Below are 11355 nucleotides of genomic sequence, written 5' to 3'. Positions count from 1 at the left end.
CCCCGATCGGGGCCGCTCAAAGACGTCGTCAGGTGCGGCGGTCGCCGGAATCCTGGGTGGCGAGGTCGCCGATCGCCGCCCAATCGAGGTGGTCGCCGCCGTTGGCGAGCAGGGTCAGGAAGCGGTCGCGCAAGAGGCTCGCGACCGGCATCGGCACCTGCAGCGCCTCGGCCGCCGCGAGCGTCAGGCGGATGTCCTTCTGCCCGAGCGGCGCGGCGAAGCCGGCCGGCTCGTATTTCCGCTCCGCGATAAGCGCGCCGTAGATCTTGTAGACCGGGGCGGTGAACAGCGTGGAGGTCAGCAGGTCGAGATATTGGGTGCGGTCGACGCCGCCCTTCGACACCAAGGCCATCGCCTCGCCGAGCGACTCGATCACCGAGGCGATCAGGAAATTGCCGCTGAGCTTGACGAGATTAGCGACCGGCGCCTCCTCGGCGAGCACGAAGGTGCGCTGGCCAATGGCATCGAACAGCGGCATCGCGGCCTCGACCGCGGCCTTCGGCCCGGCCGCCGCCACGAAGAGCTGCCCCGCCGCCGCGACCGGCGGACGCCCGAACACCGGCGCCGAGACATAGAGCGAGCCGCGCTCCGCGTGGGCGGCGGCGAGGCGCTCCGAAAGGGCGACGCTGATGGTGCTGGACGACACGTGGAGGGCCCCGCGGGCAGGCTCTCGACGATGCCACCGGGCCCGAAGGCGACGGCCTCGAGCGCCGCGTCGTTGGCGAGCATCGTCATGACGGCCTCGCCGCCGCAGGCATCGGCGACGCTCTCCGCCGCCCGGGCCCCCTGCTCGACGAGCGACGCCGTCTTGTCCCGGGTGCGGTTGTAGACGGATACGGCGTGACCGGCCTTCACCAGATTGGCGGCCATGCCGATGCCCATCTGACCCAGTCCGATAAATCCGATCTTCATCGCTCGTCTCCTTACGGTCTCGCGGGGAAGCCCGCGGTGCGCCCATATCGCGCCAGCCTCGTGGCTTCGCAACCCCGCGCGCACCCGAAACGACCGCGGAGAGCCGTGCGCCGGCCGGAACTCGTGGCCACGAATTCGTGAAATCGGCGTCGCGACACGGGATTGGCGGTTCGGCCGGCGATCTGTTCGAGTGGAGCCGCAAGCATCGTCCGGGCGGGCGCGCCAGCCCGGAGGCCGAACGCGACGGGAGGTTCCATGGTGGACGCAGCGCGGCCTTCACCCGCGAAATTCGCGCTCCCGGTCGTGCTCAGCCTCAACGCGGGCTATGTCGACACCGCGGGCTTCCTGGCGCTCCAGGGTCTGTTCACCGCCCACGTGACGGGGAACTTCGTGACGCTCGGCGCGGCGCTCGTCTACGGCACCTCGGGCATCCTTTTGAAGCTGCTCGCGCTGCCGACCTTCTGCGCCGTCGTCGTCGTCACCCGGCTCGCGAGCTACGGCCTTTCCGGCCGCGGGCTACCGGTGCTGCGGACGATGCTCATCCTCAAGGTCGCGCTCCTCGTCGTCGGCGCGGCCCTAATCATCGGGCTCGGGCCGTTCCCCAAGGCGGACAGCCTCGCGGCCATCGCCGCGGGCCTCTCCCTCGTCGCCGCGATGGCAATCCAAAACGCGGCCCACCGGATACACCTCGGTACCGCCCCGCCGACCACCCTGATGACGGGCACCACCACGCAGATCATGATCGACGTGGCGGACGTCATACGCGGTGTGAAGCCGGAGCAGCGGGCGACCGTGATCGGCCGCCTGAAGCGGATGGGCGCCAATGTCGGCGCTTTCGCCCTCGGATGCGGCGCCGCCGCGCTCTTTTTCGTCGCGGTCGGCGGCTGGTGCTTCGTGGTGCCGCCGCTCGTCGCCCTCGCCACCGTCGTGATGCGTCTCGAGGCCTTCCGCGGCGACGTCGGCTGAGGGCTCGGCTACGCGCCGAGCCGTCCCTCGAGATAGGCCGTCAGCGTCGCCCGCGTGCCCACCGTGCGCAGCGAAGAGAGGGCTTCGGTGAAGCGGCGGACGAAAAGCGGCGCGTCGGCCACCGTGCCGAAGATGTCGCGCTCGGCGAGGAAGGCGGTCGGCTCCGCGCGCGACGCCTGCGCGGCGGCCTTGAGGCGATCGGCGTTGACGTCGTTGTAGACGATGGCGCGGCCGCTGTCGGAGGTGCCCTCGAAATAGCGGCACCACAGCGCGGAGACGAGGGCGAGGCCGACGACGTCCTCCCCCTTGCGCAGCCGGTCGGCGGTCGAGGGCAGGATGAACTTGGGCTGGCGGTTGGAGCCGTCCTGGGCGAGCCGGGAGATGGTGTCGCCGATCTTCGGATTGGCGAAGCGCCGCTCGATCAGGGCGACATAAGCGTCGAGATCGACGCCCGGCACCGGCGGCACGCAGGGGCGGATTTCGGTTCGCTCCAGCTTGGCGAGGAAGGCGGCGATGAGCGGCTCCTCCATCGCCTCGTGGACGAAATGGATGTCGAGGAGTTCGCCCGGATAGGCGATCGCCGCATGGCCGCCGTTCAGGATGCGGATCTTCATCAGTTCGAACGGCGCGACGTCCGAAACGAACGTGACGCCGACCGCCTCGAAGGCCGGACGACCGGCGGTGAAGCGGTCCTCCAGCACCCATTGCGTGAACTCCTCGCAATAGACGGGCTTCGCATCGGCGATGCCGAACGTCTCCGCGCAATGGGCGATCTCGCGCGCCGTGGTCGCCGGCGTGATGCGATCGACCATGGAGTTCGGAAAGGCGACGTTCGCCGCGATCCAGTCCGCGAAAGCAGGATCGCTCAGCCGTGCCAGACCGGCGATGGCGTTCTCGGTGACGTGGCCGTTGCCGGGGATGTTGTCGCAGGACATCACCGTGAACGGCACGAGTCCCGCCGTGCGGCGGCGCTTCAAGCCCGCCACGATGAGGCCGAACACGGTTTTCGGATCGTCGGGATCGGCGCCGTCGGCCGCAATCGCCGGATGGGCGGGATCGAACACGCCGGTCGCCGGATCGATGAAATAGCCGCCCTCGGTGATCGTGAGGGAGACGATGCGGATCGCGGGATCGGCGAGCCTGTCAATGATCGCCGCGCGGTCGGCCGGATCGAGGAAATCGATCATCGCGCCGGTCACCCGCGCCGTCGACGTACCGACGTCCTGCTCGACCACGGTCGTCAGATAATCCTGCGCCGCGAGCGCCGCGCGCATGGCGCCGTCATAGGGCGTGACGCCCGCGCCGACGATGGCGAAGTCGCGGTCGCGTCCCAGATTGAACAGAGCATCGAGATAGACCGCCTGATGGGCGCGGTGGAAGTTGCCGATGCCGAAATGGACGATACCGGCCGACAGCGCCGACCTCTCATAAGCCGGAACGGGCACGCGGGCGGCGATGTCCGGCAGGGTGGCGAGGGAGAGCGGCGTGGCGGCCATGGCGATGTCCTCGATGGGTTTCCCAGGTGCATTTGCCCAGAGGTGCCCGGTGCTGAGACCACGGACCCTCTCGTTATCGTTCGTGACGCGACGGCCGCAGGTCGGCGGCGCGCCGCGCTCACCGCAGCGCCTTGCCCTGCTGGTCGAAGCGATGGAGCCTCTGCTCATCCGGCGAGAGATAGACGACGTCGCCGTGACTGAGGCGCGTCTCACCGGGTGCGCGGACGGTGAACGACCCGACTCCTTCGACCGCAATGTGGAGGAAGGTGTCGGAGCCGAGATGTTCGGCCACGCCCACGATCCCCTTCCACAGGCCATCGCTGGTCGACAGACTCAGATGTTCAGGACGGATCCCGACGGTGTGCGCCTCAAAACGCGATGCCGCTGCGCCGGTCACGAGATTCATGCGCGGGGAACCGATGAAGCCGGCGACGAAGAGATTGCCGGGCCGGTTGTAGAGCTCCATCGGCGAGCCGACCTGCTCGATCACGCCGTGATTGAGCACCACGATCTTGTCGGCCATGGTCATGGCCTCGACCTGATCGTGCGTCACGTAGATCATGGTGGTGCCGAGCTTCTGGTGAAGTTCGGCGATCTCGAGCCGCATCGACCCGCGCAACGCGGCGTCGAGGTTCGACAGCGGCTCGTCGAACAGGAATGCCGCCGGCTCGCGCACGATCGCCCGGCCGATGGCGACACGCTGGCGCTGGCCGCCGGAGAGTTGGCTCGGCCGCCGCTCCAGATAATCGGTGAGATTGAGGATGCGCGCGGCATCCCGCACCTTGGCGTCGATCGCCGCCTTGTCCACCTTCGCCATCTTCAGCGGGAAGGCGATGTTCTTGTAGACGCTCATGTGCGGATAGAGCGCGTAGGACTGGAACACCATCGCCAGACGGCGTTTGGCGGGGGCGGTTCCGGTGACGTCGCGCCCGTCGATCGTGATCGTGCCCGACGTCGTGTCCTCAAGGCCCGCGATGAGGCGCAAGAGCGTCGACTTTCCCGAACCGGACGGGCCGACGAACACCACGAACTCGCCCTCGCCGATGGCGAGATCGATGGTCGGTATGACGCTCGTTGTGCCGAAGGCCTTGCTGACCTTCCTGAGTTCGATCGTACCCATGACTATTCCGATTGTCCCTTGAGGGCCCGACGCTTCACTTCACGGCGCCGAACGTCAGTCCGCGCACGAGTTGTTTCTGGGAAAACCAGCCCATGATGAGGATGGGCGCGATGGCCAGCGTCGAGGCTGCCGAGAGCTTCGCCCAAAACAGGCCCTGCGGACTGGAGAACGACGCGATGAAGGCAGTGAGGGGCGCTGCGTTCGCCGTGGTGAGCCGGATCGTCCAGAACGCTTCGTTCCAGGCGAGGATGATGTTGAGAAGCATCGTCGAGGTGATACCCGGCAGCGCAACCGGCATCAGAACGTGGATGATCTCGTTCCAGAGCGTCGCCCCGTCCATCCGAGCCGCCTCGAGGATCTCCCCCGGGATCTCGCGGAAATAGGTGTAGAGCATCCACACGACGATCGGCAGGTTGATCAGCATCAGGATGGCGATCAAGCCGAAATGGGTGTCGAGCAGCCTGAGATCGCGGAACATCAGATAAATCGGAACGAGCACCGCGACGGAAGGCATCATCTTGGTGGAGAGCATCCACATCAGGACGTCCTTGGTGCGCTTGGTCGGCGAGAACGCCATGGCCCAGGCGGCCGGGACGGAAATGATGAGCGCGACGAAGGTCGAGCCGATCGAGAGGAGCACCGAGTTGGTGAACGGCTTCCAATAGTCCCGCTGGGTCTCCACCTCGATATAGTTCTCGAAGGTGAAGGACGGGATCAGATTGAAGCCTGAGATCGCCTCGACCTCCGTCTTCACAGACGTAATGATCGTATAGAGGATCGGAAAGAACAACAGCAGCGCGATCGCCCAGGACAGAAGGGTGGCGATCGCCTTGCGACGGGGCGAGATGGCGCGGGCCATGATGTCGACCTCCCTTACCGATCGAGATTCTTGCCGACAGCGCGCATCAGGAAGATTGCGACGATGTTGGCGAACACGACGGCGATGATGCCGCCAGCCGAGGCCCCGCCCACGTCGTAGCCAAGCAAGGCGGTGCGATAGATGAGGAATGTGAGGTTCGTCGTGGCGTAACCCGGGCCGCCATTCGTCGTGACGAGGATTTCCGCGTAGACGCCCAAGAGGAAGATGGTCTGGATCAGGATCACGACGGTGATCGCACGGGACAAGTGCGGCAGCGTCAGGTGAATGAAGCGGCTCCCGGCTCCGGCGCCGTCCATCTCGGCCGCCTCCTTCTGCTCACCGTCGAGGGATTGCAGCGCGGTGAGCAGAATCAAGGTGGCGAACGGCAACCACTGCCAAGCGACAATGAGGACGACGGCCGTCAGCGGATATTGGGCGAACCAGTCGATCGGCTGCAATCCGAGGAACCGGGCGAGATCGGCGAGCACCCCGTAGCTCGGATGCATGATCATGTTCTTCCACACCAGCGCCGCCACCGGCGGCATGACGAAGAAGGGCGAGATGATCATGATCCGCACCAACCCCTGCCCCCAAATGTCTTGATCGACAAGGAGCGCGATCGCGGTGCCGCCGACGATCGTGATGAGAAGGACGCCGATCACGATGAACAGCGTATTCCAGATCGACTGGAAGAAAGCGGGATCGGTGTAGAAGAATCGGTAATTCAGAAGGCCGGCGAAGCTGACATTGCCAGGATTGAGCAGATTGTAGTTCTGCACGGAGAACCACAATGTCATCGAGAGCGGTACGACCATCCAGATCAGCAGAAGCACCACCGAGGGCGCGATCATCAGACGCGATAGACCCTTGGTGTGTTGCGTGGCCATCGTCTGTTCCGTTCCGAGTGGAGATTGTTTCGCGGGAGGCGTCGGATCTGGGCCGCGGCCGCGCGACGCGAGACCGGCGATCATGAGCCATGCGGCAAGGGCGAAGACGTGACGCCGGGGACGCCGACCTCACCCCACCAGACGCAGAGCCGAGCCCGCCACAACCGTGCGCACACAATCGTTACGTCGACCCAACACTTTCGGCGACATGGTCTCTCCCTGATCTGCTCTTATGCGCGAACTGAGCCGCTTATTTCCGCCGAATAGCGCGCCGGAACGCGCAGCGTCAAGTGCGATTTTACATGCGTCAACATTGCTGACGCAGTTTCGGACCCCCATCGTGGGCCCTCACTGAAGTGCCGATTTTATTTTTTTATGTTTATCTACAATGATTTGGACTGCCTTTTTCGGGGCACCCCAACCTATCGCGCCGGTCAGCCCGCTTGACAGATGGGCTGACTCGCCGGATAGGAATTTTACGCATGTCATTTTATGCGTAGAGATCATAAAAGGGAGGAAGGGATCCGATGAAATCAATAATAAGCACCCTCTTAGCCTCAGCCTTCGGGCTCGGCCTCATGGCGGGTATCGCCTCCGCCGAAGAGATCACGATCGCCACCGTAAACAACGGCGACATGATCATCATGCAGAAGCTCTCGAAGCAGTGGGAGCAGAAGACCGGCAACAAGATCAACTGGATCGTCCTCGAAGAGAACGTGCTGCGCGAACGGGTCACCACCGACATCGCGACGAAGGGCGGTCAGTTCGACATCATCACCATCGGCGGTTACGAGACGCCGATCTGGGGCAAGCAGGGCTGGCTCGCCTCGGTCGACGATCTCGGCAAGGATTACGATTACGACGACCTGCTGAAGCCGATCCGCGCCGGCCTCACCGTCGACAACAAGCTCTTCGCGGTGCCGTTCTACAGCGAGAGCTCGTTCACGCTCTATCGCAAGGACCTGTTCGATGCCGCCGGCCTGAAGATGCCGGACCATCCGACCTACAACGACATCAAGACCTTCGCCGCCAAGCTCACGGACAAGTCCAAGGAGCAGTACGGCATCTGCCTCCGCGGCAAGCCGGGCTGGGGCGAGAACATGGCCTTCCTCGGCACCATGGTGAACACCTATGGTGGCCGCTGGTTCGACATGGAGTGGAAGCCGCAGCTCACGACGCAGCCGTGGAAGAACGCCATCGGCGACTATGTGAAGCTGATGCAGGATTACGGCCCGCCGGGCGCCGTCGCCAACGGCTTCAACGAGAACCAGTCCCTGTTCTCGACCGGCCATTGCGCGATGTGGATCGATGCTACGTCGGCCGCCGGCCGCGTCTACGACCCGAAACAGAGCCAAGTCGCGGACAAGGTCGCCTTCACCCGCGCGCCCACCGAAGTGACCCCGGACGGTTCGAGCTGGCTGTGGTCGTGGAACCTCGCGATCCCGGTCACCACCCAGAAGCTCGACACCGCGAAGTCGTTCCTGAAGTGGGCGACGTCGAAGGACTACGTGAAGCTCGTCGGCGAGACCGAGGGCTGGGTCGCGGCGCCTCCCGGCACCCGCAAGTCGACCTATGAGAACCCGAACTACATCAAGGCGGCGCCGTTCGCCGAGACCGTCCTCCAGGCGATCCTCTCGGCCAACCCGAACAAGCCGACCAAGGACCCGGTGCCCTATACCGGCGTGCAGTTCGTGGCGATCCCCGAGTTCCAGTCGATCGGCACCGTCACCGGCCAGCAGATCGGCGCGGCGCTCGCCGGTCAGCAGACCGTCGATGCCGCCCTCGAGGCGGCTCAGACCCAAGTCGAGCGCGAGATGACGCGCGCGGGTTACATCAAGTAAATCCTGCTCCCTACATCGGTGGGCCCGGCTCCGCTGCCGGACCCACCATCCCTCAGCGATTTCCTGGGCCGCACCGCCGGCCAGGCCGGCGATGCTGTGCCGGCCGCCCACATTGCCGCGGCGCAACGGCCGCCCGCATACGGAACGATGCCATGAGACTTCAGAACAAGATCGCGCTGATCACCGGCGGCGCGCGGGGGATCGGCCTCGGTTTCGCCCAGGCCTTCGTGGCCGAGGGGGCTCGCGTGGTGATCGCCGACGTCAACATCACCCGCGCCCAAGAGGCCGCGGCGGCGATCGGCCCGGCCGCCCGCGCGGTCAAGCTCGACGTGACGAACATTGCCGATATCGAGGCCGTGGTGAGCGCGGTTGATGCCGACGAAGGCGGGATCGACATTCTCGTCAACAATGCCGCGATCTTCGACATGGCGCCGATCCAGGCGATCACCGAAGAGAGCTACGAGGCGGTGTTCGGCGTGAATTTCAAGGGCCCGATCTTCATGATGAAGGCGGTCGCCAACGTGATGATCGCCCGCGGCCGTGGCGGCAAGATCATCAACATGGCGAGCCAGGCGGGGCGCCGCGGCGAGGCGCTCGTCACGCTCTATTGCGCCTCCAAGGCGGCGATCATCTCGGCCACCCAATCGGCGGCGCTGGCCCTCGTCAAATATGGGATTAATGTCAACGCCATCGCGCCGGGCGTCGTCGACGGCGAGCACTGGGAGATGGTCGACGCCCACTTCGCCAAGTGGGAGGGCCTGAAGCCCGGTGAGAAGAAGGCCCAGGTCGCCAAGTCGGTGCCGATCGGCCGTTTCGCCACACCGGACGACATCAAGGGCCTCGCCGTCTTCCTCGCCTCGGCGGACAGCAACTACATCCTCGCCCAGACCTACAATGTCGACGGCGGAAACTGGATGAGCTGAGGCGGATCATGAGCGAGATGCAGGCGATCCAGTTCACGGGCAAGGGCGAGGCCACCCTTGCCCACCTTTCCATCGGTCCCGTACCGTCCGGGCATGCGCTGTTGCGCGTCAAGGCCTCCGGGCTGTGCCACACCGATATCGACGTACTCCACGCCCGCTATGGCGAAGGGGCATTCCCGGTTATCCCCGGCCACGAATATGCCGGCACGGTGGAGGCGGTGGCGGACGATGTGACCAACGTCGCGGCGGGCGACCGGGTGGTCGTCGATCCCAACCTGCCGTGCGGACGGTGCGCCGCCTGCCGCAAGGGACTGAGCAATCTCTGCGTGTCGCTGAAGGCCTACGGCGTCACCCACAATGGCGGGTTCGCGGACCTGAGCCTCGTGAAGGTCGAGCACCTGCACCCGATCGGCGACATGCCGTTCCACATCGCCGCGCTCGCGGAGCCGCTCGCCTGCGTCGCGAACGGCCTGACAGCGGCCAACGTCATCGGCAAGGCGCCGATCGTGCCCGACAATGCGCTGGTGTTCGGTGCCGGCCCGATCGGACTTCTGATGGCGCTGTCGCTCAAGGCCCAGGGTGTGGCGAGCGTCACGGTCGCGGACATCAACGAGAGTCGCCTCGCCTTCGCGGAAAGTCTCGGTCTCAAAGGCGCCGTCTCCGGCTCGACCGCCATCACCGCGGCCGCGCGAACGTTCGATTTCATCGCGGACGCCACCGGCATCGCCGCCGTGGTCGAAGGGATGATCCCCCTGCTCGCCGATGGCGGCACCGCGCTCGTCTTCGGGGTCTGCGCACCGGAGGCGCGCATCACGGTCGCGCCTTTCGAGATCTTCCGGCGCCAGCTCAAGCTGGTCGGCTCGCATTCGCTGAACCGCAACATCCCCGATGCGCTGACGATCCTGCGCAAGGACGGCGCCGTGATGGAGAGATTGGTCTCCCACCGCCTGCCGCTCGCCGAGATGCTGCCCTTCTTCGAGAAGAAGCCGAGCGATCCGGCGACCATGAAGGTTCAATTCGTCGCCGATTGAGGCCCGACGCCGCCTCGCGCACCGGAGCGCCGTCAGATCGTCTCTGAACGGGCATTCCGTTCCTCGGAATGCGCCGAAGGAACGATCTCGCGCCTCTTCTGTCCGCGCGAGACGTGCTCTAGAGCATAGCGGGTGGGGCTCGTCATCATTCCTCCCTCGCTCCGGGCCGTCGACGCGCCCGTAGCGCGGAGTTGATCGCCGTCTTCGGACGGCGGATCGGCGGTGATTTCAGCGCCGCTGCCGATCGCTGCGAAGGGAGCCGATGTTGCCGAAACCGATCAGAACCATGGAGGAGTTCTCCGAATTCGCGGGCCTCTCGCGGCCGACGGTCTCGAAATATTTCAACGATCCGAACTCGGTCAGCAAGAAGACGCGGATTGCGATCGAAGGGGCTCTCAAGAAGTCCGGTTTTCGGCCGAATATCTTCGCGGTCAACCTCAACCGCCGGCGCAGCAACATCATCGGCATCATCGTGCCCGATGCCATCGATCCCTTCTATATGGCGCTGACGCAGCGGATCGAATTGATCGCGAGCGAGTCCGGCTTTCTCGCCTTCGTGCTGTCGTCCGGTGGCCGCGCCGAAGCGGAAGAGCGCGCGGTCGGCACCTTCCAGTCGATGAACGTCGCTGGCGCGATCGTGGCCCCCCTCGGCGCCGGCTCGCGGCCGGACACGCTCGCGCCGTTGCATCGCAACGTGCCGCTCGTCTACGTCGATTCGCCGCCGAACGACGCCGCCGCCTTCGTCGGCACCGACAATCGCCAGAGCTTCGGCCTCATCGTCGATTATCTTTGCCGGTCCGGCGAGCCGCCCTGCTATTTCGGCATGCCCTCGGTCAACACCAACGCCGCCACGCGGCGCGCCGCCTATATCGAGGCGATGACCCAGTTGAACACGGAACCTCACATGGTCCCGCTCCCCGAAAGCACGAGCTGGGACTTCGAACGGTTCGCCTTCGACAACGCGATCCGGCTTCTGAAACAGGGCGTCGACGCGCTGCCGAGCCGCACCATCCTGTGTGCCAACGACCGTCTCGCCTTCGGCGTCATCGCCGCCGCCTACCAGCTCGGCCTCAGGGTCGGCCACGGAAGCGATTGCGATCTTCGGGTTGCCGGCCACGATGACCATCCCCTCTCGCAATATGCCTGCCCGCCGATCACCACGGTCGCGCAGAACTGCGACGAGATTGGGCGGCTGGCGATCAAGCTTCTGCTCCAGAAGCTCGGTGAGGAGGCCTCCGGCGGCGAGGCCGGCGCCGAGCCGCTTCAGGAGCAGATCCTTCTCAAATCCGAGCTGATGCTGCGCCGGTCCGCCTGATCCGC

The 11355-nt window shown here is 65.4% G+C and carries 9 protein-coding genes and 1 pseudogene; 5 read left to right on the top strand and 5 right to left on the bottom strand.

The features are described from left to right. Nucleotides 1-28 precede the first annotated feature (28 nt). A pseudogene (locus F0357_RS21190) lies at nucleotides 29-912 on the bottom strand (NAD(P)-dependent oxidoreductase). 255 nt (nucleotides 913-1167) lie between these two features. Here F0357_RS21190 and F0357_RS21185 point away from each other — a divergent pair. Further along, nucleotides 1168-1878, top strand: a complete 711-nt coding sequence (locus F0357_RS21185; protein ID WP_153489556.1) for a YoaK family protein — start codon at nucleotides 1168-1170, stop codon at nucleotides 1876-1878. 8 nt (nucleotides 1879-1886) lie between these two features. On the opposite strand, the gene F0357_RS21180 is transcribed toward F0357_RS21185, so the two are convergent. From F0357_RS21180 to F0357_RS21165, 4 genes are all read right to left on the bottom strand, one after another. Further along, nucleotides 1887-3374: a mannitol dehydrogenase family protein gene (locus F0357_RS21180; protein WP_153489552.1), complete on the bottom strand. Its 1488-nt coding sequence runs from the start codon at nucleotides 3372-3374 to the stop codon at nucleotides 1887-1889. A gap of 118 nt (nucleotides 3375-3492) precedes the next feature. Continuing rightward, complete coding sequence (locus F0357_RS21175; RefSeq protein WP_153489548.1) at nucleotides 3493-4494, bottom strand: ABC transporter ATP-binding protein; 1002 nt, start codon at nucleotides 4492-4494, stop codon at nucleotides 3493-3495. Nucleotides 4495-4528: 34 nt separating this feature from the next. After that, nucleotides 4529-5353 carry a carbohydrate ABC transporter permease gene (locus tag F0357_RS21170; protein ID WP_153489545.1) on the bottom strand — a complete coding sequence of 275 codons (825 nt, stop codon included), beginning with the start codon at nucleotides 5351-5353 and terminating at the stop codon, nucleotides 4529-4531. A 14-nt stretch (nucleotides 5354-5367) separates the two neighbouring features. After that, nucleotides 5368-6240 (bottom strand): carbohydrate ABC transporter permease, encoded by an 873-nt coding sequence (locus F0357_RS21165; protein WP_153489542.1) that lies wholly within the window; start codon nucleotides 6238-6240, stop codon nucleotides 5368-5370. A 527-nt stretch (nucleotides 6241-6767) separates the two neighbouring features. Here F0357_RS21165 and F0357_RS21160 point away from each other — a divergent pair. From F0357_RS21160 to F0357_RS21145, 4 genes are all read left to right on the top strand, one after another. Further along, nucleotides 6768-8081, top strand: coding sequence for an ABC transporter substrate-binding protein (locus F0357_RS21160; RefSeq protein ID WP_208948524.1), 1314 nt, complete (start codon nucleotides 6768-6770; stop codon nucleotides 8079-8081). Nucleotides 8082-8233: 152 nt separating this feature from the next. Further along, nucleotides 8234-9004: an L-iditol 2-dehydrogenase gene (locus F0357_RS21155; RefSeq protein ID WP_153489536.1), complete on the top strand. Its 771-nt coding sequence runs from the start codon at nucleotides 8234-8236 to the stop codon at nucleotides 9002-9004. A gap of 17 nt (nucleotides 9005-9021) precedes the next feature. Then, complete coding sequence (locus F0357_RS21150; RefSeq protein ID WP_153491446.1) at nucleotides 9022-10035, top strand: zinc-dependent alcohol dehydrogenase family protein; 1014 nt, start codon at nucleotides 9022-9024, stop codon at nucleotides 10033-10035. A 286-nt stretch (nucleotides 10036-10321) separates the two neighbouring features. Continuing rightward, on the top strand, nucleotides 10322-11350 hold the full coding sequence (locus F0357_RS21145) for a LacI family DNA-binding transcriptional regulator (protein ID WP_153489533.1): 1029 nt from the start codon (nucleotides 10322-10324) through the stop codon (nucleotides 11348-11350). Nucleotides 11351-11355: the final 5 nt, after the last annotated feature.

Source organism: Segnochrobactrum spirostomi (assembly GCF_009600605.1).
GTDB classification, from domain to species: domain Bacteria; phylum Pseudomonadota; class Alphaproteobacteria; order Rhizobiales; family Segnochrobactraceae; genus Segnochrobactrum; species Segnochrobactrum spirostomi.
The sequence above is the reverse complement of the archived record's forward strand: the minus strand, read 5'-3'. Positions and strand labels throughout refer to the sequence as shown.

What these genes read in the sequence shown, in the direction of transcription:
- F0357_RS21145 (WP_153489533.1), top strand. Translation starts at nt 10,322, where the DNA reads ATGGAGGAGTTCTCCGAATTCGCGGGCCTCTCGCGGCCGACGGTCTCG.
- F0357_RS21155 (WP_153489536.1), top strand. Translation starts at nt 8,234, where the DNA reads ATGAGACTTCAGAACAAGATCGCGCTGATCACCGGCGGCGCGCGGGGG.
- F0357_RS21165 (WP_153489542.1), bottom strand. Translation starts at nt 6,240, where the DNA reads ATGGCCACGCAACACACCAAGGGTCTATCGCGTCTGATGATCGCGCCC.
- F0357_RS21175 (WP_153489548.1), bottom strand. Translation starts at nt 4,494, where the DNA reads ATGGGTACGATCGAACTCAGGAAGGTCAGCAAGGCCTTCGGCACAACG.
- F0357_RS21185 (WP_153489556.1), top strand. Translation starts at nt 1,168, where the DNA reads ATGGTGGACGCAGCGCGGCCTTCACCCGCGAAATTCGCGCTCCCGGTC.
- F0357_RS21180 (WP_153489552.1), bottom strand. Translation starts at nt 3,374, where the DNA reads ATGGCCGCCACGCCGCTCTCCCTCGCCACCCTGCCGGACATCGCCGCC.
- F0357_RS21160 (WP_208948524.1), top strand. Translation starts at nt 6,768, where the DNA reads ATGAAATCAATAATAAGCACCCTCTTAGCCTCAGCCTTCGGGCTCGGC.
- F0357_RS21170 (WP_153489545.1), bottom strand. Translation starts at nt 5,353, where the DNA reads ATGGCCCGCGCCATCTCGCCCCGTCGCAAGGCGATCGCCACCCTTCTG.
- F0357_RS21150 (WP_153491446.1), top strand. Translation starts at nt 9,022, where the DNA reads ATGCAGGCGATCCAGTTCACGGGCAAGGGCGAGGCCACCCTTGCCCAC.